The sequence below is a fragment of the Streptomyces noursei ATCC 11455 genome (assembly GCF_001704275.1).
In the GTDB taxonomy this organism is placed as follows: domain Bacteria; phylum Actinomycetota; class Actinomycetes; order Streptomycetales; family Streptomycetaceae; genus Streptomyces; species Streptomyces noursei.
This window is the reverse complement of the sequence record NZ_CP011533.1, coordinates 9,055,958-9,077,004: the sequence shown is the minus strand read 5'-3', so window position 1 is coordinate 9,077,004 and position 21,047 is coordinate 9,055,958. Positions and strand designations below refer to the sequence as shown.

At 71.6% G+C, this 21,047-nt stretch carries 20 protein-coding genes; 10 read left to right on the top strand and 10 right to left on the bottom strand.

The window, feature by feature from the left end:
* The first annotated feature begins 182 nt into the window (after window positions 1–182).
* The gene (locus SNOUR_RS38995; protein WP_067356731.1) at window positions 183–590 is read left to right on the top strand and encodes a nuclear transport factor 2 family protein; all 408 of its coding nucleotides are present in this window, start codon (window positions 183–185) and stop codon (window positions 588–590) included.
* Between the two features lie 135 nt (window positions 591–725).
* Here the strand turns inward: SNOUR_RS38995 and SNOUR_RS38990 are convergent, their stop codons facing one another.
* Window positions 726–1,640 (bottom strand): RNA polymerase sigma-70 factor, encoded by a 915-nt coding sequence (locus tag SNOUR_RS38990; RefSeq protein ID WP_067356728.1) that lies wholly within the window; start codon window positions 1,638–1,640, stop codon window positions 726–728.
* A 320-nt stretch (window positions 1,641–1,960) separates the two neighbouring features.
* Here SNOUR_RS38990 and SNOUR_RS44935 point away from each other — a divergent pair, with 320 nt between their 5' ends.
* From SNOUR_RS44935 to SNOUR_RS38975, 5 genes are all read left to right on the top strand, one after another.
* Window positions 1,961–2,125, top strand: coding sequence for a hypothetical protein (locus SNOUR_RS44935; protein ID WP_312635357.1), 165 nt, complete (start codon window positions 1,961–1,963; stop codon window positions 2,123–2,125).
* A gap of 440 nt (window positions 2,126–2,565) precedes the next feature.
* A complete protein-coding gene (locus SNOUR_RS48760; protein WP_312635356.1) occupies window positions 2,566–3,099 on the top strand; it encodes a 1-deoxy-D-xylulose-5-phosphate synthase N-terminal domain-containing protein in 534 nt (177 codons plus the stop codon).
* Complete coding sequence (locus SNOUR_RS38985) at window positions 3,096–4,415, top strand: transketolase C-terminal domain-containing protein (protein ID WP_312635355.1); 1,320 nt, start codon at window positions 3,096–3,098, stop codon at window positions 4,413–4,415. Before SNOUR_RS48760 ends, SNOUR_RS38985 begins: the two co-directional genes overlap by 4 nt.
* Entirely contained in the window at window positions 4,412–5,599 is a 1,188-nt protein-coding gene (gene ispG / locus SNOUR_RS38980) for a flavodoxin-dependent (E)-4-hydroxy-3-methylbut-2-enyl-diphosphate synthase (RefSeq protein WP_067356727.1), read from the top strand. Before SNOUR_RS38985 ends, ispG begins: the two co-directional genes overlap by 4 nt.
* A complete protein-coding gene (locus tag SNOUR_RS38975) occupies window positions 5,596–6,693 on the top strand; it encodes a polyprenyl synthetase family protein (protein WP_067356725.1) in 1,098 nt (365 codons plus the stop codon). Before ispG ends, SNOUR_RS38975 begins: the two co-directional genes overlap by 4 nt.
* Window positions 6,694–6,929: 236 nt before the next feature.
* Here the strand turns inward: SNOUR_RS38975 and SNOUR_RS38970 are convergent, their stop codons facing one another.
* The gene (locus SNOUR_RS38970) at window positions 6,930–7,646 is read right to left on the bottom strand and encodes an SDR family oxidoreductase (RefSeq protein WP_067356722.1); all 717 of its coding nucleotides are present in this window, start codon (window positions 7,644–7,646) and stop codon (window positions 6,930–6,932) included.
* Window positions 7,647–7,717: 71 nt separating this feature from the next.
* On the opposite strand from SNOUR_RS38970, the gene SNOUR_RS38965 reads away from it, so the two are divergent.
* Window positions 7,718–8,530 (top strand): helix-turn-helix transcriptional regulator, encoded by an 813-nt coding sequence (locus SNOUR_RS38965; protein ID WP_067356719.1) that lies wholly within the window; start codon window positions 7,718–7,720, stop codon window positions 8,528–8,530.
* Window positions 8,531–8,571: 41 nt separating this feature from the next.
* Here the strand turns inward: SNOUR_RS38965 and SNOUR_RS38960 are convergent, their stop codons facing one another.
* Window positions 8,572–9,411 carry an NAD(P)H-binding protein gene (locus tag SNOUR_RS38960; RefSeq protein WP_067356716.1) on the bottom strand — a complete coding sequence of 280 codons (840 nt, stop codon included), beginning with the start codon at window positions 9,409–9,411 and terminating at the stop codon, window positions 8,572–8,574.
* A 42-nt stretch (window positions 9,412–9,453) separates the two neighbouring features.
* Window positions 9,454–10,221, bottom strand: a complete 768-nt coding sequence (locus SNOUR_RS38955; protein ID WP_067356709.1) for an MFS transporter — start codon at window positions 10,219–10,221, stop codon at window positions 9,454–9,456.
* A gap of 103 nt (window positions 10,222–10,324) precedes the next feature.
* Between SNOUR_RS38955 and SNOUR_RS38950 the strand changes: the two genes are divergently transcribed.
* From SNOUR_RS38950 to SNOUR_RS38940, 3 genes are all read left to right on the top strand, one after another.
* Entirely contained in the window at window positions 10,325–10,990 is a 666-nt protein-coding gene (locus tag SNOUR_RS38950; RefSeq protein ID WP_067356706.1) for a TetR/AcrR family transcriptional regulator, read from the top strand.
* Between the two features lie 582 nt (window positions 10,991–11,572).
* Complete coding sequence (locus SNOUR_RS38945) at window positions 11,573–12,595, top strand: type III polyketide synthase (protein ID WP_312635350.1); 1,023 nt, start codon at window positions 11,573–11,575, stop codon at window positions 12,593–12,595.
* A 45-nt stretch (window positions 12,596–12,640) separates the two neighbouring features.
* Window positions 12,641–14,950, top strand: a complete 2,310-nt coding sequence (locus SNOUR_RS38940) for an MMPL family transporter (RefSeq protein ID WP_067356703.1) — start codon at window positions 12,641–12,643, stop codon at window positions 14,948–14,950.
* Between the two features lie 83 nt (window positions 14,951–15,033).
* On the opposite strand, the gene SNOUR_RS38935 is transcribed toward SNOUR_RS38940, so the two are convergent.
* The 6 genes from SNOUR_RS38935 to SNOUR_RS38910 form a co-directional block, all read right to left on the bottom strand.
* Window positions 15,034–15,261 carry a cupin domain-containing protein gene (locus tag SNOUR_RS38935; protein WP_159426012.1) on the bottom strand — a complete coding sequence of 76 codons (228 nt, stop codon included), beginning with the start codon at window positions 15,259–15,261 and terminating at the stop codon, window positions 15,034–15,036.
* On the bottom strand, window positions 15,258–16,739 hold the full coding sequence (locus SNOUR_RS38930; RefSeq protein WP_312635347.1) for an NADH-ubiquinone oxidoreductase-F iron-sulfur binding region domain-containing protein: 1,482 nt from the start codon (window positions 16,737–16,739) through the stop codon (window positions 15,258–15,260). The genes SNOUR_RS38935 and SNOUR_RS38930 overlap by 4 nt, the downstream gene beginning before the upstream one ends.
* Window positions 16,736–17,581, bottom strand: a complete 846-nt coding sequence (locus tag SNOUR_RS48755; protein WP_067356698.1) for a dermokine domain-containing protein — start codon at window positions 17,579–17,581, stop codon at window positions 16,736–16,738. The genes SNOUR_RS38930 and SNOUR_RS48755 overlap by 4 nt, the downstream gene beginning before the upstream one ends.
* A 342-nt stretch (window positions 17,582–17,923) precedes the next feature.
* Window positions 17,924–18,451: a group III truncated hemoglobin gene (locus SNOUR_RS38920; protein ID WP_159426011.1), complete on the bottom strand. Its 528-nt coding sequence runs from the start codon at window positions 18,449–18,451 to the stop codon at window positions 17,924–17,926.
* A gap of 227 nt (window positions 18,452–18,678) precedes the next feature.
* Complete coding sequence (locus SNOUR_RS38915; RefSeq protein WP_312635344.1) at window positions 18,679–19,764, bottom strand: PP2C family protein-serine/threonine phosphatase; 1,086 nt, start codon at window positions 19,762–19,764, stop codon at window positions 18,679–18,681.
* A gap of 260 nt (window positions 19,765–20,024) precedes the next feature.
* Window positions 20,025–20,987 (bottom strand): GNAT family N-acetyltransferase, encoded by a 963-nt coding sequence (locus tag SNOUR_RS38910; protein WP_067356692.1) that lies wholly within the window; start codon window positions 20,985–20,987, stop codon window positions 20,025–20,027.
* Window positions 20,988–21,047 lie beyond the last annotated feature (60 nt).

The window sequence follows — 21,047 nt, the reverse complement described above, 5'->3', positions numbered from 1 at the left end:
CGTTTGAGGTCCACGGCGACTGGTCGACCGCCGCACATCGCATCCGGTCGAGCACGATGCCGAGCACGATGCCGCGGCGGTGGACAACTGCCTCCTCTCCCGCGGCCGAACGACCTTGACGTGTGGCCGTCCGGGGACGTTGCATGCGGTGTACCCCGCTTCTCGTCGAGATGAGGACCACCATGACCGCTGCCACGCATGAGGTGTTCGAGCGCTACCACGCCTGTTGGGAAGCCCGCGATCCCGACCGCATCGCTGAACTCCACACCGCTGACTCGGTGTTCCATCTGCACTCGGGGCAGGCTCCGGTGCGAGGGCGGGCCGCCATCCGCGAGGCGGCGGCCGGAATGTTCGCACTCGTCCCGGACTTGGCCTTCACCTTCGTCTCGCTGCGCACCGGTGAGGACTTCTGGGTCGTCCAGTGGAAGCTGACCGGGACGTCGGTGTCCGGTGCCGCGATCGATGTCGATCTCGCGGACTTCGTCGTGGTCGAGAACGGCGCGGTGAAGGAGAAGCACTCCTACGTGGACGGGGTGGCGATGCAGGCCGCGCTGGCGTCCCCCGAAGCGGCGGGCGCGGAGACGCACTGAGGGCGAGCCACGGTCAACGGGGCGGCTCCGGGTAGGCGAGCATGCCCACGACGGCGGTCACTGTCGCGACCACACGTCGTGGGCATGCGGCACGGGCGAGTCCCGCACGCGCGCATACGCCGCCGCTTTCGGCAATCAGCGCACCACGAGCGGGGTTTGGGACGCGATGCGGGTCAGCTTCTCGGGGTTGCGGACGTAGTAGATACCGGCGATCCGACCGTCCTCGACCCGGACCGCCATCACGCCGTCGATCTCGCCGTTCACACGCAGGACGAGTGCCGGGTGGCCGTTGACCTCGGTGGCGTCCCCGGTCAGCGTGGCCTCGGCCTTGGCCGAGCCACCGGCGATGAAGCGGATCACCTTCTCGGCGCCGGTGATCGGCCGCAGCGCGGCCTTCTTGACGCCGCCGCCGTCGCTCACCAGGACGACCTCCGGGGCGAGCACATCGAGCAGGCCCTGCAACTCGCCTGTTTCGAGGGCACGCTGGAACGCCTGCACGGCCGCCTGGCTCTTGTCCGCGGAGACGGCTTGGCGGGGGCGTCGGGCATCGACGTGCCGGCGGGCGCGGTGGGCGATCTGGCGAACGGCCGCGGGACTCTTGTCGACGGCGGCGGCGATCTCGTCGTAACCGACGTCGAAGACCTCGCGGAGCACGAAGACCGCGCGTTCGGTCGGCGACAGCGTCTCCAGGACGAGCATCATCGCCATCGACACGCTCTCGGCGAGCTCGACGTTCTCGGCCACGTCCGGTGCCGTGAGCAGTGGTTCGGGCAACCAGGGGCCGACGTACGCCTCCTTGCGGCGCTTCATGGTGCGCAGCCGGTTGAGTGCCTGCCGGGTCGTGATCCGCACCAGGTAGGCGCGCTGGTCCTGCACCTGCCCCAGGTCGACCGTGCCCCACCGCAGCCAGGTCTCCTGGAGGACGTCCTCCGCATCGGCCGCCGAACCGAGCATCTCGTACGCGACGGTGAAGAGCAGGTTGCGATGGGCCATGAACACCCCGGTCGCCGGGTCGGTGGCGTCGTTGCCGACCGTGCTGGCTTCGTTCATCTGTGGGACCCCCGAGGGAAGCGGACAACCCATGTCTGTGACGGCACGGGCCGAAGAACTCCATATACGATGCATCATCGCGAAGGCCAGGGTTGCCGGTGCCCACGCGCCGGGACAGGGACGGCGACATGGCAAGCTACGTGTCACAACCGCCCGTTTGCGGCCCTGTTGTCGCTGCGGCTCACACGCCGCAGATCAGATCGCCTGCCGTCGTGGATCGTCCGTCTTCGCAGATCGCCCGTCTTCGCCTTGGGGAGACCATGTCCGCATCCATCCGCATGCCCGCCGATCCCACGTAGAGCTGCCGGGCCATCGAGAACTTGCAGGCGCTGCCCGACCTGCCGCTGCAACCCATCGCCGGCGGTCGGTACCACGGCCGCTTCGAGCGCGGTGCTGGACGGTGGCGCTTCGTGGAGCGTCAGGTCCGCATCAACCTGGTCGGCGACGTGAGCCGCCATCTGCGCCAGGCTGCCGCGCAGCAGTAGTCCCCCAAGGACGCGCCCGTTCGTCGGGATCCTGCGGGGCCCGGCCAGGCCGGCTTCGCTGCCGCGTGCGAGCGGCGGGCAGCAGGGGCGGCGCACTCACTCGCGGTGCAGGCATCCACAACCGCGGGCGAATGTTCGATGACGAGAACGGGTGACCGAGTGGGCTGCTGGTGGGCGGGGTGCGCCATCCCCGTGCACGTGTATGCCGCCGACTTCGTCAGGTTCTCGTATCGCGCCTGGTCAGGCATGTTGCGTCGGGGCGGGATCAGCTCCGCGCGCTGCACTGCCGGGCCTTTCGGCCTTTCGCCGGATGCCACCTTTCAACAGGTTCACGCACTTGGCGGCGGGATCGGCTTCCGCCGACCGCGGTGTTCCGGGTCTCCTGGAAGGTGCACGCGACCGGTGGCTGAGATGCAGCGCTGTCGCGGAAGGAGCACGGGATGGCGACGACCCTATCGGACAGCCCTTTGTCGCTGTTGGAGCGAGTGGCCGAACCGGGCGTGCTGCGTACGCTTCCCGCCGACCAACTACCGCTGCTGGCAGACGAGATCCGGCAGTTCCTGGTGGAGCGGGTGTGTGCGACGGGCGGGCACCTGGGCCCGAATCTGGGAATGGTGGAGTTCACCCTGGCCCTGCACCGGGTCTTCGACTCCCCACGCGATGCGCTCGTCTTCGACACCGGCCATCAGGCTTACGTACACAAGGTGTTGACGGAACGTCAGAAGAATTTCGACAGGTTGCGTCAGCCGGGCGGGCTGTCCGGATACCCGTCGCGGTCGGAGTCGGTGCACGACCTGGTGGCGAACTCCCACGCCTCCACCGCCCTGTCATACGCCGACGGTCTGGCCAAGGCCCGCCAACTCGCCGGCGGGCAGGACCGGGCCGTTGTCGCGATCGCGGGAGACGGCGCGTTGACGGGCGGGATGGCGTTCGAGGCGCTCAACAACCTGGCACGGCACAGGACCGTCCGGTGATCGCGGTGCTCAACGACAACGGCCGCTCCTACGCGCCCACAGTCGGCGCCCTGGCCGAGCACCTGGGCGCCCTCCGGCACGGGGGCGGAGCGGGGGCGTGCCGGAATTTCTTCACCGACCTGGGCTTCGTCTACTTCGGCCCCGTCGACGGGCACGACACAGGTGAGGTGGAGGTCGTGCTGCGCCGGGCGCGGGCGATGAACCGGCCGGTCGTGGTGCATGTGGTGACCGTCAAGGGCAAGGGACACCGGCCCAGCGAGACGGACACGGTGGACTGCCTGCGCACCGTCGACGCGGCCGACCCGCCCACCGCACGCGGCGGCACCAGGAGTGCGTCACGCTCCTGGACAAGCGTGTTCGGGCAGGCCCTGGCCGAGCTGGCCGCCGCGCATCCGGAGGTGGTGGCGGTGAGTGCGGCGATGCCGCACCCAACCGGTCTCGGGCCGATGCGGGAACGCTTCCCCCAACGGGTCTTCGACGTCGGTATCGCCGAACAGCACGCGGTGACGTCCGCGGCCGGTCTGGCGATGGGCGGCCTGCACCCGGTCGTCGCGATCTACGCGACGTTTGCGAACCGGGCGTTCGACCAGGTGCTCCTCGATGTCGCCCTGCACCGGCTGCCGGTCACGTTCGTGCTGGACAGGGCCGGGGTCACCGGCCCGGACGGTCCCTCGCATCACGGCATGTGGGACCTGAGCCTGCTGTCCACGGTCCCCGGCCTGCGCCTCGCCGCGCCTCGGGAGGCCGCCCAACTGCCCGCGCTCCTCGCCGAGGCGGTTGCCTGGGACGAGGGGCCGACTGTCGTACGCGTCCCCAAGGCCACCGCGGGCCCGCCCATCGAGGCCGTGGCGTCGATGGACGGCGTCGACATCCTGCACCGCGGCAAGGGCCGGCCGCTCGATGTGCTGCTGATGCCGGTCGGGCCTCTTGCGCAGGCGGCGATGGAGGCCGCGGGCATTCTGGAACGTGAGCACGGCATCGGGTGCACAGTCGCAGACCCCCGCTGGGTCCTGCCCGTCAACCCCGTCCTGCCGTCGCTGGCGGCCCGCCACCAGGTGGTGGTGAGCATCGAGGACGGCGTACGGACCGGCGGAGTCGGTGCGGCCCTGTCGCAACAGTGCCAGGACCACGGCATCACCACGCCCGTGCACACACTCGGTCTGCCGCGGGCCTTCATCCCGCACGGCCCCCGCTCCCAACTCCTCGCCCAGGCCGGTCTGGACGCCCCTGGCGTCGTACAGGCAGTCCGCACGGCAACCGCCAACCGGCCCGCGCACAGGCTTTCCTCCCTTCAGAGGCACGGAGGTGCTGGATGACCACCTTCGATCACGGCCCGGCCGCCCCGCCCTCGTCGCAGGTTCCGGTGCGCCGCCGCTCCCGGCAGATCCACGTCGGGACCGTACCCGTCGGCGGCGGCGCACCGGTCAGCGTGCAGACCATGACCACCACCAACACGGCCGACGTGGACGCCACGTTGCGGCAGATCGCCGCGGTCACCGCGGCCGGCTGCGACATCGTGCGGGTCGCCGTCCCCACGCAGGACGCCGCCGCGGCACTGCCCGCGATCGTGGCGAAGTCGCCGATCCCGGTGATCGCCGACATCCACTTCCAGCCCCGCTACGTCTTCGCCGCCCTCGATGCCGGCTGCGCGGCGGTGCGCGTCAACCCGGGCAACATCAAACGCTTCGACGGACGGATTGCCGAGATCGCGCTGGCGGCCTCGGCGGCCGGGGTGCCGATCCGCATCGGTGTCAACGCCGGTTCCCTGGATGCCCGTCTGCTCGCCAAGCACGGCGCCGCGACGCCGGAGGCACTGGTGGAGTCCGCGCTGTGGGAGTGCTCGCTGTTCGAGGACCACGGATTCCAGGATCTGAAGATCGCGGTCAAGCACCACGACCCGCTCACGGTGATCGCCGCGAACCGGCTCCTCGCGAGCCGCTGCGACTACCCGCTGCACTTGGGGGTGACCGAGGCCGGTCCCACCTTGCAGGGCGCCGTCAAGTCAGCCGTCGCGTTCGGAATCCTGCTGTCCGAGGGCATCGGGGACACCCTGCGCGTCTCGCTGTCGGCCGACCCGGTCGAGCAGGTCACGGCGGGCTGCCACATCCTGGCCTCCCTGGGCCTGCGCCCCCGCAGACTGGAGATCGTCTCCTGCCCCGGCTGCGGCAGGTTGCAGGTCGACATCCACAAGCTCGCCGCCCGGGTGGCAGCCGCATTCGACGGCTTTCCGCAACCTCTGCGCATCGCCGTGATGGGCTGCGTCGTCAACGGCCCGGGCGAATCACGCGAAGCCGACCTCGGCGTCTCCTGCGGCAACGGCAAAGGCCAGATCTACCGCCATGGCCAAGTCATCAGGACCGTACCGGAGAGCCGCATCGTCGACGCCCTCCTCGACGAAGCACTCACCCTGATCAGCGGCGAAGCCCCGACCCCGAAAAGCACAGCCGAGCCGACGAGGAAGCCCCACCCCGACACCGCCGAGGCGGGTGACCACCCGTGACCGCCGTCCTCCCCGTCCGCTCCTCCCCCACACCGCCGGACCTCGACGGCCTGCGCCACGACGTCGACACCGTGCTCCGCCAGTTCCTGCAGGAGAAGACCGCCGCTGCCGCAGCTCGCAATCTCCCCGATCAGGCGGCCCGCACACTGGAGGAATTCCTGTCCGCCGGGGGGAAACGCCTACGCCCCGTGCTGTGCGCGCTCGGCTGGCAGGCGGCCACCGCGACGCCGCTACCGAAGCCGGTGGTGAGGGTGGCGGCCGGTCTGGAAATGTTCCACGCCTTCTGCCTCATCCACGACGACATCATCGACGACAGCGCCACCCGCCGCGGCGCGCCGACCGTTCACCGCGCCCTGGCTGCCCACCATGCGGCACACCGCCCTGGCCCGCTCGCCGAGCGCCTGGGGGCCTCCTGCGCACTCCTCATCGGCGATCTCGCCCTGACCTGGGCCGATGAACTGGTGCACACAGCTGGACTGACGCACAGTCAACTCATCATGCTACAGCCAGTATTGAACGCCATGCGCACCGAGGTGATCTACGGCCAGTACCTGGACGTCACCGCCACCGGATGCCCCACTCCCGACCTGGAACGCGCCCTGGCCATCATCCGCTACAAGACCGCCAAGTACACCTGCGAACGCCCCCTCCACATCGGTGCCGTCCTCGGCGGCGCCCCGGCACGGCTCCTGCGTGAACTGACCGACTACGCCGTGCCCTTGGGTGAAGCCTTCCAACTGCGCGACGACCTGCTGGGGGTCTTCGGCAACCCGAGGGTGACGGGCAAGTCCCACGTCGAGGACCTGCGCGAGGGCAAGCACACCATGCTCGTCGCCCTCGCCCTGCGCGACGCGTCACCGGCCCATGCCACCGTCCTCCGCCGTCTGATCGGCAACCCCCACGTCACCGAGGCGGACGCCACCCAGATCCGCAACATCCTCACCGTCACCGGCGCCCGCACCCACGTCGAGAACATGATCGACCAACGGCGTGAACGCGCCCTCCGTGTCCTCGGCTCCGCGCGCACGATTCGCCCAGCGGTCCGAAACTCCCTGCGGCGACTGGCGGAGACCACGACGAAGCGGACCGCATGATTGGGGATACGGCATGGAGGTCTGGGCCGCGCAGGGGGACGGAGACCGGATTCCGCGTTGGCCGACAGTGTCGTGGCGCGGATCGCGACGGCGGCCGCGGCGGACGCGGAACGCCCCGAAACCCCCGGCACCACCTCGTGAAGGGCACCAGGCGGTGAAGGCCCTCGCCGGGCTCCGGAGTGTGACCGGGGCCGGTGGCGCCCTGGGCCAGCGGGTCGAGGAGGGACGATCCGCGTTCACCACGGCACGGGCGTTCCGTCCCAGGAGAAGAACGCGCCGGTCGGCCCGTCGTCCGGCAGGAGTGCCAGCCGGACGGCTCCCGCCGCGGCCTCCGCCGGGTCCCCGCCCGCCGCGGCCGCCCGCGGGTTGAGGTCGGTGGCCCGCAAACCGGGGGCGAGCGCGTTGACCTTGACACCCTCCTCGGCCAGCGTCTGGGCGTACAGGACGGTGAGGGCGTTGAGGGCGGCCTTCGACGACCGGTACGCGGCCGCGCCGCCGCGGCCGCCGGAGAACTGGGGGTTCGGGTTCGTGCTCCAGGTCAGTGATCCGGTTCCGCTGGAGACGTTGACGATCCGGGGATGCGGGGAGCGTCGCAGGTGGGGCAGAAAGGCGTTGGTGACCGCGACGACCCCGAACACGTTGGTCTCGTACGTGCGCCGGAGTTCGTCCGTACCGGTCTCGGTCGGCGGGGCGAGCGAGGGCGAGATGCCCGCGTTGTTGACCAGCACGTCGAGCCGGTCCACCTGGTCCGCGGCTGCGGCGATGCTGTCCGGGTCCGTCACATCGAGGACCAGCGGACGTGCGGCGCCGCCGATCTCCTCGGCGGCCCGCCGCCCGCGCCCGGCGTCGCGGGAGCCCACGTACACGCGGAAACCCTCCGCGGCGAGCAGGCGGGCGATATGTTGGCCGATGCCCTTGTTGGCACCGGTGACCAGTGCTGTGCGCTCGTTCATGACAGCCACGGTCCCCTGACGGCGACCGGCCTGCCAGGGACAACCTGTACCAGGCAGCGGGAGGAGAGACCATGGCACGGCAGGAACTGGCCCGCTTCCTGCGGGACCGCCGCTCGGCCCTGCGTCCGCACGAGTGCGGCCTGCCCACGAACGCCCCGCGCCGCACCGCGGGACTGCGCCGCGAAGAGGTGGCGGAGCTGGCCCACATGTCCGTCGACTACTACGCCCGCCTCGAACAGGCCCGCGGCCCCCGCCCGTCACCCCGCATCCTGGACGCGCTGGCCCAGGCCCTCCGTCTGACGCCGGCCGAACGCAGCCATCTGTTCCGTCTGGCCGGAACGAGCGCGCCGCCGCCCGCCACCGGCGCCGTACGACGCGTACGCCCGCACGTGGCCCGGATGTTGGAGCGTCTGCCGGAGACCGGCGCGATCGTCACCGACGCGACGTGCGGCGTCGTCGCCTGGAACCCGCTGGCTCATGCCTTGCTGGGCGGCGACCTCGGACGGGGAACGACGAACCTGGCCCGGCGCCGGTTCCTCGCGGAAGGGCGGATGCCCGAGAGCTCCAGCGCCGAGGAGTTCGGGCACATCGTGGTGGCACGGCTGCGCCGGGCCGCCGACCGCTATCCGCACGACCCGCAGCTCGCCGCCCTGCTGGCCGAACTGCGCGCCGGCAGCGAGGAGTTCGGCCAACTCTGGGAGACCCGCCCGGTGCACGCCCCCGGTCACCGCACCAAGATCCTCGACCACCCGACGGCGGGCAGCCTTCGGTTGAACTGCGACGTACTCCTCGTCCCCGAGGACGATCAGGAGGTCGTCCTGATCACGGCCGACCCCGGATCCCCCTCGGCCAGAACCCTGCGCAGGCTGGCCGCGGCGGTCTGAGGGGACCGCGGTGGGCCGCGCAGGGTTCTTCGCCGATGGGCTCAGGAGGTGGTGAAGTCGGCGGTGTGGTCGGTGGCCCAGGTGGTGAAGGAACGGGCGGGGTGGCCGGTGAGTTCCTCGACGGTCCCGGTGACGGCGAGGGGCTTGCCGTCGTTCGACTCCCACCAGTTCAGCAGGGCGTCGGCGTAGACGGCGGGGATGTGGTCGGCCGTCTCCCGCTTCCATTCCTCACGGGTGACGCGGTTGATCGCAATGGGCCGGCCGGTGACGGTGCTGAGCTGGTCGATCTGCTGGGCGAAGGTCATCGACTCGGGGCCGGTGAGGACGAACCGACCGCCGCGGTGGCGGGGTTCGGTGAGGGCGGCGTGGGCGGCTTCCGCGACGTCCTTCTCGTGGATGGGGTCGTTGTGGGCGCCGGGGAAGGGCAGGCTGACGGGGCGTCCGGCCTTGACCGGCCAGGCCCAGGCACCGGCGTTGGCGGCGAAAGAGCCGGGCCGCAGGATGGTGGTGGTGATCGGCGAGGCGAGCAGGGCCTGTTCCACGTCGAGGTGGGACTTGGCGAGCGGGTCGCTGTCCGGGTCGGGGATCAGCACGCTGGAGGAGGACAGCAGCACGACATGGGTGACTCCGGCCTGGTGGGCGTGGTCGATGAAGTCGGTGATGTGGTCGGGGTTGGCGTAGAGGAAGACGCTGGTGATGCCGGTCAGGGCGGTGGGGAAGGTCGACGGGTCGGTCAGGTCGAGGCGGACGGTGGGGATGCCCGCGGGCGGGTTGAGGGAGTCGGGGTGGGCGGAGCCGAGCCGGACGGGCCGGCCGTCGCGGTGGAGCAGGCTGATCAGGTGGGTGGCGACCGCGCCGCGGCCTCCGGTGATCAGAATCATGGTGCTTGCTTCTTTCTGCTGGTCAGGTGATGCGGGGACAGTTCAGTGGTGCTGTGGCTGGGCGGCACGGGGAAGCAGGCGGACCAGGCAGCAGCACAGGAGGGTGACGCCGACCACGATCAGCAGGCTGGTGGTCATGGCCTGGGCGGGGCGCGCCGAGTTGTGGAAGTAGACGGTGGTGACGGCGGCGGCCCCGAGCGCGTTGGCAAGTTGCTGCACCGCGGTCAGGGATCCCGATCCGGAGCCTGCCTCAGCGGGGGTGACGTCGCCGAGAGTGATGTCGTAGACGGTGCCGAAGCAGGTGCCCATGCCGAGCCCGATCACCAGGACGGCAGGGACGATCGTGGCCGGGCTGGTGGCGGTGGCCTGGGTGTGGACGGCGGCCCACAGCCCGAGTGTGCCGGTGAGGGTGGTGAGCAGACCGATCAGCACGAGGGTGCGGCCGAGCTTGCCGATGAGCCGGTAGCAGGCGATCGAGGCGATGACGATGCCGGCGGCCATGGGGGCGCTGCCGGCCAGGGCGGTGCGCAGGGGCGGATAGCCCAGGCCGCCCTGGAGGAACAGGGAGACCACGTACAGCAGGCCGGCGACCGCGGCGAAGAAGGCGATGCCCAGGACCAGTCCGGAGACGAAGCCGCGGTTGCGGAAGAGGGAGGGCTGGATCAGCGGGTTCGCGGCGGTGGTCTGGCGTCGATCAGGTCGAGGACCTCGGCCGCCAGGATCACGGCGAGGATCGCCCAGCGCCGTGCGGGGGAAAGGGCCCCGGCCGGGCTCGGCGGGGCGATGGTGCTGGTCATGGGGTACATCCAAAAATGGGACGAACCTTGTTCGTCGCGAACATCGTTCGCCGCGACGGTAAGCAACGAACGGCGTTCGTGTCAAACGGCGTTCGCCCCGGGGCTAGGATTTCCTCATGAGCACGCAGCCGATCAGCCGCCGCGCGCGGCCCGCCAAGGCCCCCCTCAGCCGCGACGTCATCGTGCGCACCGGTCTGGAGATCCTCGACCGCGACGGCCTGGACGCCCTGACCATGCGCCGGGTCGCCAAGGAACTCGATACCGGCCCCGCCTCGCTCTACGTCTACGTCGCCAACCGCGACGACCTCATGGCCGCCATGCTCGACGAAGCCCTCGGCCATGTGCCGCTGACCGCGGAAGGCACCTGGCAGCAACAGCTCCAGGCACTGGCCACCGCCGCCATCGAGGCCATGAGCCGCCACGAGGGCCTGGCCACCGTCGCCCTCGGCGCCATCCCCACCGGCGACAACGCCCTGCTCATCCTGGACCGCATGCTCGCCCTGCTCAAAAAGGGCGGCCTCGACGACACCACCGCCGCCTGGGCCGTCGACCTCCTCTGGCTCCACACCGCCGCAGCCGCCACCGAACAGAGCACCTACAACACCAAGGACGCGGACGAAGAGGCCACCGTCACCGCAGCCGACCAGCGCTACGCCACCCTGCCCGCCGACCGCTACCCGATGATCACCTCGCTGCGCCACGCCCTGCTCTCCCCCGGCGACCGCGACACCTGGAGCCTGAACGTGCTCATCAACGGCATCCTCCACACCCCCGCCGGCTGAACCTCCCAGCACCCCGGAAGCCGCCCTTCGGCATGCCGGGCGGCGAAGGTGATCCACCGGGTGGAGCCAGGGCGCCACTTCGTCCCGCCTTCGGCCAACGACCCGAAGTGCACTGCGCGCCCAGGCAGTTGCCGCCGCTACCCTGTTGGTGCGGTGGCGACCAGGAAAAGGCCATGCGCTTCTGCATCGACGTGCTGGTCAGGTGGATCCTCATGGGGCGCCCTCCGGTGTATCGGGCCTGAGCCATCGGGTCACGATGCGCTCAAGGGGTTCGGTGTCGTCACCAGCCGCGTGCATGTCCCGAACAGCGTCCGGCCATCCCGTTCCACCCACCTTCGAGTGGATCGGACGGCGGACGCCAGTCATGGCAGGCCAGGGCGGTCGACCTGAGGTAGGGACCGCCCCGCAGGCCACCCCGTTCCCCGCACCGCAGACGGCGTCGGGGTCGCGGCGCGGGTGCCTGGTCACGCGTGGCGCCCCCACCCCCCGCCGGTATGATTACCGTACGTATCAGTGCGACTGCGGAAGGTGGGCTGGCGTATGGGCGGCGGATGCGGTTCGGCAGTGGTGACCGGAGTTGCAGTGGCCCTACCGGCGATCTCCTACAGTCAAGAGGAGTACGCCCACCTGGAGGGCAACGACGCCAAGCAACGGCTCATCGACCGGATCGCCGCCTGTTCGGGCATTTCACGACGGCATGTGGCGGTGAGCCCGCTGCTCGACGACGTCAAGCACTGGTCCACGGCCGCACGGATGTGCCGCTACCAGGAAGAGGCGCTTCCGCTGTGCAAGGACGCCGTGGCGTCGGCCCTGACCGAGACCTGCACCGACCCGGCCGACGTCGGCCTGATATGCGTGACCTCCTCCACCGGATACGCCGCACCGGGCCTGGACACCCGACTGGCACGGGACGTGGGAATGCCGTCGACGGTGCAGCGTCTCCTGGTGGGACACATGGGCTGCCTGGCGGCCCTGCCGGCCCTGGCCGCCTGCGCCAACTTCGTCCGCACCCAGAAGCGGTCGGCCGTGCTCGTGAACGCGGAACTGTCGTCGTTGCACCTGCAGCCGCCGCCCTGGGACGCCTCCCAGCAGTTGGTGAACGCGCTCTTCGGCGATGCCGTCACGGCCACCGTCATCCAGCCCGAGCTGCCCACCGGGGTCGGCCACGGCCTGAAGATCGTCGACGTCGTCGCGCAGACCGATACCGAGCACGAGGACTACATGTCGCTCACGGTCGGCGACCACGGCTTCCGGATGGGACTGTCACCCCGCGTGCCCGAGGTGCTCGAACGCCATCTGCCGACCATGGTCGGCGACCTGCTGTCCCGTCACTCGATCAGCCGCACCGACGTGGACTGGTGGGCGGTCCACCCCGGCGGGCCGCGCATCCTCGACGCCACCGAGAGCAGTCTCGGCCTGCCGTCCGGGGCCCTCGCCGCCTCCCGGCACGTGCTGCAGGAGCACGGCAACTGCGCCTCCGCGGGCCTGCCACTCGTGATGGAGGAGTTGCAGCACCGGTCTCCGCTGGCACCCGAGCAGTACGGCCTGGCCTTGGCCTTCGGCCCCGGGCTGACCCTGTACGCGGTTCTGCTCCTCGGCGTCTGACCCCGCGCAGGGGACAGGGCTCCGAGCCGATCCACAGGAATCACCGTGCCCAGACCCACCAGCACCACCACCGCGACCGAAGACCTGCCCCCCGGATTCCGGCCCGGGTCACCTGCCGGCCGCTCCCGGCTCGCCGCCCTCGGACGCCTTGTGGTCCGCCTGCGGGTACCGGTGCTGCTGGTCGTGCTGCTGGCCATGGCCGCCGCGGTCCCGATCGGCGGGGATGTCACCGACCGCCTGTCCAGCGGCGGCTTCACCGACCGGGCGGCGGAGTCGACGAAGGCCGAGACGTTCCTCACCGACCGCTTCGGAACAGGTGTCCCCAATCTGGCACTTCTGGCCCGCGCCCCGGGACCGGTCGACGAGCCGCGGACCGCGACCGCCGGGCGGGACCTCACCCGGCGGCTCGCCCAGGAGCCCGGCGTACTGTCCGTCACCTCGTACTGGACCGTCCCGCACGACTCGGCGGCACCGCTGAAGGCCCGCGACGGGCGTTCGGCGCTGGTGCTCCTGCGACTGGGCGGCGACGAGGACCAGGTGCGGACGACCGCGAAGAAGCTCTCTCCCCATGTCACTGGCCGTCAGGGAGTACTGCGGGTCTCCGCAACCGGGTTCGCGCAGGTCGCGGTGGAGGTCCAAAAGCGCAGCCAGCAGGACCTCTTCCGGGCCGAGGCGTATGCGGCACCGGTCATCCTGCTCATTCTGCTCTTCGTGTTCGGCAGTGCGGCGGCAGCCGTCCTGCCGCTGCTCATCGGGGTGTTCTCCATCCTGGGCACGTTCGTCGTCCTGCGGGTGCTTTCCGAGCTGACCTCGGTGTCCATCTTCGCGACCAACATCACCACGGCGCTGGGACTGGGACTGGCCATCGACTACAGCCTGTTCATCGTCACCCGGTACCGGGAGGAGCTGGCCCGCGGCCTGGGCACCACCGAAGCGGTCGCGCAGAGCGTCCGCACGGCCGGGCGCACGGTGCTGTTCTCCGCGCTGACGGTGGCCCTCTCGCTCTCCGCCCTGCTGGTCTTCCCGCTGTACTTCCTGCGCTCCTTCGCCTACGCGGGCGTGGCGGTGGTGACGCTCGCGGCCTTCGCTGCGCTGGTGGTGCTGCCCGCGGCGTTGGGACTGCTCGGCCCGCGGATCGACGCGCTGGACGTACGCCGGCTGTTCCGGCGCGGACCGCGACCGGGCGGCGACCAGGGCATGGGGGTGGTGCCGACCGCCAAGAGCGGCGCCTTCTGGCACCGGCTCGCCTCCGCGGTCATGCGGCGGCCGGTGCTGTGCGCGGTCGCCGTGATCGCCGTGCTGGTGGTGCTGGGGCTGCCGTTCACCCGGGTCTCCTTCGGCATGGTCGACGACCGGGTGCTGCCCGCCGACGCACCCGCGCACCGTACGGCGCAGTTCGTGCGGGAGGAGTTCGCCAGTCGCGAGTCCTCCGCGCTGTCCGTGGTGCTGCCCACCGTCAGCGACAGCTCCGGGGACCGTGAGCGGATCGCCGCCTATGCCACCCGGTTGTCGGGGCTGCCGGGCGTGGCCCGGGTGGACACCGTCACCGGCTCCTACGTCGCGGGGCGGCAGGTGGCGCCCCCCTCCGCCGCCTCGGCCTCCTTCGCCGCCGGTGGCGCCAGCTGGCTGTCGGTGGTGCCCTCGGTCGAGCCGTACTCCTCCGCCGGGACCGAGCTGGTGCACCGGTTGCGGACGGACCGCGCACCGGGCCCGGTGCTGGTGGGCGGTGACGCCGCGGTGCTCCAGGACACCCGTGGCACGCTCGTCAGTCGACTCCCCGTGGCCATGCTGATCATCGGCGCCACGACCATGGTGCTGCTGTTCCTGTTCACCGGCAGCGTACTGATCCCGGTCAAGGCCGTACTGCTCAATGTGCTCAGTCTGTCGGCGACGTTCGGCGCCATGGTCTACGTCTTCCAGGAAGGTCACCTGCGCGCCCTGGTGGGTGGCTTCACGGTGACCGGATCGGTGGAGATCACCATGCCGGTACTGATGTTCTGCGTCGCCTTCGGGCTGTCCATGGACTACGAGGTGTTCCTGCTGTCGCGGATCAAGGAGGTGTACGCGGAGACCGGGGACAACACCCCGGCCGTCGCCCTCGGACTGGAACGCACCGGACGCCTGGTCAGCGCCGCGGCCGCGCTCGTCGCCGTCGTCATGATCGCGCTGGCGACGTCCGGGATCACCTTCCTGAAGCTGCTGGGCGTGGGCCTGGCGCTGGCCGTGCTGCTGGACGCCACGCTGGTGCGCGGCGTCCTTGTGCCGGCCGTGATGCGGCTCGCGGGGCGCGCCAACTGGTGGGCGCCGCCTCCGCTGCGTCGCCTGCACGACAGGCTGGGGCTCTCCGAGGAGTGAACGGGCGACACGTCATCCCGTGACCACCACGCTCGGCCCTGCGCAGGGGAACTCGCCCTGGTGATCCGCCACTTGGGCCGTGCTCAGCCCGCACCCCTGGGCAACGGGCCGAGCCGGGACGCCAGCCGGACCGGTAGGGCCAGCAGCCGGACGCCCTCCTGCTCGTCGGGGCCGGTGCGCGCAACCAGGCACACCATGTCCTCGGTGTCGCTGTTCACCAGCAGGTGCGGGGTGTCTGCGGGGATGTAGGGGTAGTCGCCGGCGTGCGGCACCGCGCGCTCGGCCACGAGGCTCGACCGGGCGGCGGTCACCTGTGGTGTTGGAGACGTATTGCCAGGGCCGGGCACTGGTTGACGGCGCGGCGGGCGCCGTGCTCCTGCCAGGGGGCGACCGGGACGGTGGTGGAGGTGGGGTAGCCGTGCGGGCCGAGGTGGATGAGGTCGGGCGCGAGCACGGCGCACAGACCGTGGCCCGCGCAGCGGGACCAATCCACCTCGAGGTGGGGGCCCTTCGCGGGCGGGAGGGGCAGCACACCGCGCACGGGACGGCCGCAGCCGGAACCGGACAGGTGGGCGTCGAGGTCCTCGGCGAAGACCTCGAGCGCGGTGAGGACGAAGCGGGCCACGCCGTCCGGGTGCGAACAGGCGCCCCCGCCCTGGGCCGCGCCGAGGGCGCGCCGGGCGTCCGTCAGCGCCGTGGGACGGGCCGCGTCCGCGGCCAACCCGGCCAGGGCCTCGGCGGCCTCGGGAAGGCCGCGCTTGCACGGCCCGCACTGGCCGGCGGACTCGGCCGCCAACCAGGCCGCGACCCGGGCGGTCTCGCCGAGCGGGCAGGTGTTGTCGGGGAGCGCGACGATCGCGCCCGCGCCGAGGGTTCCGCCGAGGCGGGCGAGTCCGGCGCGGGAGAGCGTTGCGTCGACGGCATCGCCGGCGTGCAGCCAGGCACCGTGGTAGCCGCCCACCAGCACCCCGGTGCCCGGCCGGAGGCCACAGGCGTCCAGCACCGGGCCCAGCCGGGTGCCGGTCGGGACTTCGACCACCAGTGGATCGGTGCCCGGACGGTTGACGGTGAGCAGGACCGTGCCGGGTTCGTCGGCGGTGCCGACGGCGGCGTGGGCGTCGGGTCCGAGCCGGGCCGCGATGGCGAGCTGGGCCCAGGTCTCGGCGTTGGAGAGCAGCGTCGGACGGCGCCGCACGCCGCCCGTTCCGCCGTCGGCCGCGCGGGCCTTCAGCGGTGCCGGAACTGCCGGCAGTCCGTTGATGGCGCGGATCAGGGCTCCGGACTCGCCGGAGGCGAAGCTTTCGGGCAGACACAACGTCCGGGCCGGGCAGGGGAGTTCGCGTTCGGCGAGGGCGGCCGGGACCGAGATCTCGCCGGGGCTGCCCGCGGCGACGCCGATGACGATCTCCGCGGCGCCGAACGCGGATGCGGCCAGGCACGCGCCGTCCAGCACCAGATGCGGCGCGCGGGCGAGCAGCATCGTGTCCTTGGCGCTGGACGGTTCGCCCTCGGCGCCGTTCACGACGACGACCGGCGGCGCGCCGGTGCGGTCGGCGGTGGCGAGCGTGGCCCGGGCCTTGCGGGCGAAGGGGAAACCGGCGCCGCCGCGGCCGGGCAGGGCGACGGCTTCGGCCAGGTCGAGCAGCGCGTCCCGGTCCGGTCGGCGGAGCGGCGGGTGGACGCGGGTGTGCGCGGCGAGGTCCAGGCGCTGGTGGCGGTCCAGCCCTGCGGTCAGCCGGGCCGGGTCCAGCCAGCGCACGTCGGGCAGCTTCAGCGGGGCGTCCTTCACTCGCCGCTCCCCGGCCGGGCCAGTCGCAGCGGCCGGGCTCCTGGCCTCGCCGCATGCCTGGCCTGTCTGGGCAGGCCGGCGGTCTGTCCGGAGCCGGGGACCGCCGTCGTCGGTGCCGCGGGGCGGGTGCCCCGGGCGAGCGGACGGGCGTCGGTGGCGGGCCGGGCGGACTGGCTGGACAGGGCGGCCAGCTCGGTGGGGCGGGCGGTGGCGGGCCGGTACGCCTTGGCGCCGCGCCGACGGCGGCTCCGGGTGCGGTGACGGCCCAGGTGGGACAGGGTACGGACCAGCAGTGCGAGCGCGACCAGGGTCGCGAACAGGCCGTATCCCCAGAGCACCCATGCGTGCGCCGTGCGGCCCGCCGTCAGCCCGTGTATCAGTGCGACGGGCCAGCAGACATACGCCGTCGCGTGCCACACCCGCCACAGCCAGGGGCGGCGGCTGCCGGCGAACCGGCCGCGGAGGACGCCGGTGGCCGCGATCAGGACGAGCAGGTCGGCGGCGACGGCGCCCAGGCTCACCGCGAGGGCGGTACCGCTGGTGAACGGCGCCACTGCGGTCCGCGGGGCGGCGTGCCGCTCGACGACCTTGACGGCGATGTGGGTGGCCAGGAAGCCGAGCGCCGCGACGGTGCTCGCCCGGTGCAGCGACTGTACGGCCACCCGCAGTCGTGGCGTGAGCACCAGGCGGTCGGTGGCGGCGAGCCCGCAAGCCACGACGGCAGTCAGCGAGAGCAGGGTCAGGACGCCGGCGAAGGAGTCCAGGAAGGCCGTCGTGCGGCCGGCCGCTCCGGTCGGAGCGGCGGCGAGCGAAGGCGGGATGAGCAGGGCGAGGCTGGGCATGGGCACCTTCTTCCTTGCGCCCGGATGACCCAGCCCGGGCCGTGGCCGAGCCGGATCGGGGTCCCGGATGGCCACGTCGGGGAGGGGGCACCACCGGAGGTGTGGCACAGGCGGCACTACGCGACAGCGCACATTGTTAGCTCGTTCCCCAGCCAGTGACAACGGCGCGGGATACGGCCCGCGACCGTACCGAGCCCCGGCGTCGGCGCCGGTTTCTCCGACGCCCGCCGGGAGTTGCGGTCCACGGTCGCGCGTAGTAGATGCCGAGCACGGCGTGACCAAGCTCACCCGGGCGGGGAGCACGGGGGCGGCGCGCCGACGGCCCGCGTGGCGCTGCCCGGCTCAGTCCCGCGGGGCCGTGCCTGGCACGCATCCGGGAAGGCGGGAGCCCATCGAGTGGGCGATGTTCACGGCCAGGGCCTTGGCCCGGTCGGCCGCCGGGCCTGCGAAGGCGGCATCGACGCTGTCCTGCCACAGGGCCAGCCAGTGCGCGAAGTGGCACGGGTTGATCGGGTGTGCGGCGTGGACCTTCTGGTGGACCTCCAACAGGTCGCGGCTGGGCAGGAGTTCGCCCAGCAGCTTGCGGCACCAGAAGTCGGTGACGGCCTCGACATGGCCCAGGAGCGGCGTGCCCATGGAAGCGAAGGTCGGAGCGAGCAGGCCGTCTTCGGCTACGCAGGTGCAGAACTCGGCCACCAGTCGCTGCACATCGGCCCGGGTCGCCAGGTCACGCCACGGCGTCCCGAGTGCGGGCGGGGCCGCATCGCGCTGGTGCGCCGCACATGATTGCGGCTCCCGGCACGGGGCCGCGGCGGGTGGCGAAGGGGGCGGTGGCTCCTCGGTGTTGCCGGTGCGCCTGGAGGTCGTCATCGTCTTCGACTCGGGAGCGGCCTGTGACGTCGGAAAGAAGAAACACATACGTAGTGAGTGTCTTCCTGTGCCCCGGACTGCTGCAGAGGCATGACACGGCTTTCACTCGTTCGCGCGTCGTGCGGCGACGCGTTGACGGGGGGGGCGGCGGCCGCTCCGGACCGTCGGGAGCGGCCGCCGGATCCCGGACCTGAGGGAGCTGCGGGCCGGGCCGTCGCCGTCCCGTGTCAGGTGGATGTGGGCGCGTGGTGACTGGATACGGGCACGCGGTGATCGGTGTCGAGCCGTTCGATCAGGAGCATGGCCGCGTCGTCCGCCAGGTGGCCGTGCGTGTGGTGGATCAGCGCACGGTGCAGTTGTGTCAGGAACTCCGGCGGGGTGGGGGCCCGCACCGTGCCCATGGCCTCGGGCAGGTCGAAGAACTCGTTGCGGTGGTTGCGGGCTTCGATCACGCCGTCGGTGTGCAACAACAGCCGGTCACCCGGTGCGAACGGATAGCTCTCCGCGTTGTCGTGCGGGCCGGTGACGAGGTCCTCCAGGCCCAAGGGCGGCTGGGGCGTGGACGGCATCAGGGCGTGGACCGTGCCCTGGCGCAGCAGCAAGGGGGGCGGATGGCCACGGTTGACCAGTTCGATCACGCAGGTGTCGGGCACCTGCGCCAGGAGCGCGGTGACGAAGCCTTCGGCGTGCGGAACGTGACCGCCGGGGCCCGGCCCGGCGGACTCCCGTCGCAGCGCGGCGGCGCAGTGGTCCATGACCTCCGCCAGTTCGTCCTCGTAGTGGACCGCCTCCCGGAACGCGCCCAGCACGGCGGCGGCCGAGCGGACCGCGGGCAGTCCCTTGCCCCGGACGTCTCCCACGATCAGGCGGACGCCGTACCGGGTTTGCACGGCTTCGTAGAGATCGCCGCCGATCTGCGCCCCGGTCTCGGCGGCGAGGTACATGCTCGCCGCCCGGATCGGGCCCAGTCGGGCGGGCACGGGCCGCAGCAGGACGGTCTGTGCCGCCTCGGCGATGCGGCGGACCTGGTCGAGTTCGCTCTGCCTGCGGGTATGGGCGGCGCTACTCATGGTGATGCCGGCCAGGGACACCAGCGACAGGGCCAACAGGTTCGTGTAGACCTGCTGGCTCCCCCATGCCTGGTTGTAGGTGGCCGTGGTGATGCTGACGAGCAGGGCCAGGGCCGCCGCCGCGAGGGTGCCTTTCGGGCCCATCGTCACCGCGGCCAGCGCCGGCGTCGCCGTGAGTAGGGGGCCGGTGTACAGGAAGTGCGCGGGCGAGAGCTCGATGGCGACGACGAGCAGTGCGATCACGAAAGGAAGGCACTGCAGCAGCGTGAAGAGTCCCCGACGGCCGCTCGGGCAGGCCGCAGCAGCTGAGCGGAAAGGCGACCGCATGGCTACCCGCTCCTCACGTGAAGCGCAGGATTCCTCCACCGACATCGTCTCTCGGTATCGACTGCCCGCGCAGCTTCCCCGCTGCGCCGGCGGAGCCGACGGCGCTCCGGCCCCCTTGGCTCCGTGGCCGACCCGGACGGCACGGTGACTGTCCGGGTCGGCGTCGGTGCGCCGGTTCAGAGGGGGCGGGTGAAGGCGACCCGGTCCAGCGACGGGCCGTCGTAGTCGGTGATCGGGGCGGAGTTGGTGAAGCCCATGGCGTTGTGGAAGGCGATGGAGCGGGCGTTCTGGGGCGAGGTGATCGCCTTGACGAGGGTGCGGCCGTCGGCGCGGGCCATGTCGAAGAACCGCTCGTAGAGGTAGCGGCCCAGGCCGGAGCGGCGCCAGGCGGGGGCGACGCCCGTGAAGTGGATGTACGCCTCCTTGGGCTTGGACGGCGAGAGGAAGCCGATGACGAAGCCGGCCAGTTCGCCGTCGCGTTCGGCGATCAGGCTGGTCGCGAAGAAGTGGTCGACGAAGACCCGGGTCAGGTCGCGGGAGGCGGGGCGGCCCCACCAGTCGTCGACCACCCCGACGATGGTGTCGAAGTCCTCCGGCCCCGCCGGGCGAGTCGTGAAGGACTCCAGCCTGTCGGCGCTCGGCGAGCCGAGCTTCCTGCGGAAGACCACACGGTGCTGCCCGGGCCCGTCGTAGTCGCTGTGGACGGGCAGGCCGGCCGACTCCAGGTCGCCGGGGTCCAGTTCGAAGCCCATGGCCTTGTGGAAGGCGATGGAGCCGGTGTTCTGCGGTGAGGTGATGGCACGCACCTCGGTGCGGCCGGCCGCCGCGGCGCGCTCGAAGAAGCGGGTGTAGAGCCTGCGGGCGATGCCCTGCTGGCGCAGCTGCGGGTCCACGCCGACGAAGTGGATGTATGCCTGCTGTTCGTCGTCGGCGGAGTGGAAGCCGACCAGGAAGGCCCGGATGCCGGTCGCGTCCTCCAGGACCAGACTGGTCGCGGCGAAGTGCTGGAGGAAGAGCCGCGGCAGCAACAGGGAGAGCTCCCGCGCCTGTTCGGGGGTGCGGGAGTCGCCCCACCACTGCTGGACGCACTCCACGAGAGTGGGGTAGTCGGCCGTGCGGGCCCGGCGTACGTGGTGCATGCCTTGCCTTTCCGTCGTTTCGGTTGCCGTGGGTTGCCTCTGCGTCGGCGCGGGCACCGC

Coding starts and splice junctions, on each gene's coding strand:
- ispG (WP_067356727.1), top strand. CDS start 4,412: ATGACCACCTTCGATCACGGCCCGGCCGCCCCGCCCTCGTCGCAGGTT.
- SNOUR_RS38950 (WP_067356706.1), top strand. CDS start 10,325: ATGAGCACGCAGCCGATCAGCCGCCGCGCGCGGCCCGCCAAGGCCCCC.
- SNOUR_RS48755 (WP_067356698.1), bottom strand. CDS start 17,581: ATGCCCAGCCTCGCCCTGCTCATCCCGCCTTCGCTCGCCGCCGCTCCG.
- SNOUR_RS38920 (WP_159426011.1), bottom strand. CDS start 18,451: ATGACGACCTCCAGGCGCACCGGCAACACCGAGGAGCCACCGCCCCCT.
- SNOUR_RS38960 (WP_067356716.1), bottom strand. CDS start 9,411: ATGATTCTGATCACCGGAGGCCGCGGCGCGGTCGCCACCCACCTGATC.
- SNOUR_RS38965 (WP_067356719.1), top strand. CDS start 7,718: ATGGCACGGCAGGAACTGGCCCGCTTCCTGCGGGACCGCCGCTCGGCC.
- SNOUR_RS48760 (WP_312635356.1), top strand. CDS start 2,566: ATGGCGACGACCCTATCGGACAGCCCTTTGTCGCTGTTGGAGCGAGTG.
- SNOUR_RS38995 (WP_067356731.1), top strand. CDS start 183: ATGACCGCTGCCACGCATGAGGTGTTCGAGCGCTACCACGCCTGTTGG.
- SNOUR_RS38990 (WP_067356728.1), bottom strand. CDS start 1,640: ATGAACGAAGCCAGCACGGTCGGCAACGACGCCACCGACCCGGCGACC.
- SNOUR_RS38910 (WP_067356692.1), bottom strand. CDS start 20,987: ATGCACCACGTACGCCGGGCCCGCACGGCCGACTACCCCACTCTCGTG.
- SNOUR_RS38970 (WP_067356722.1), bottom strand. CDS start 7,646: ATGAACGAGCGCACAGCACTGGTCACCGGTGCCAACAAGGGCATCGGC.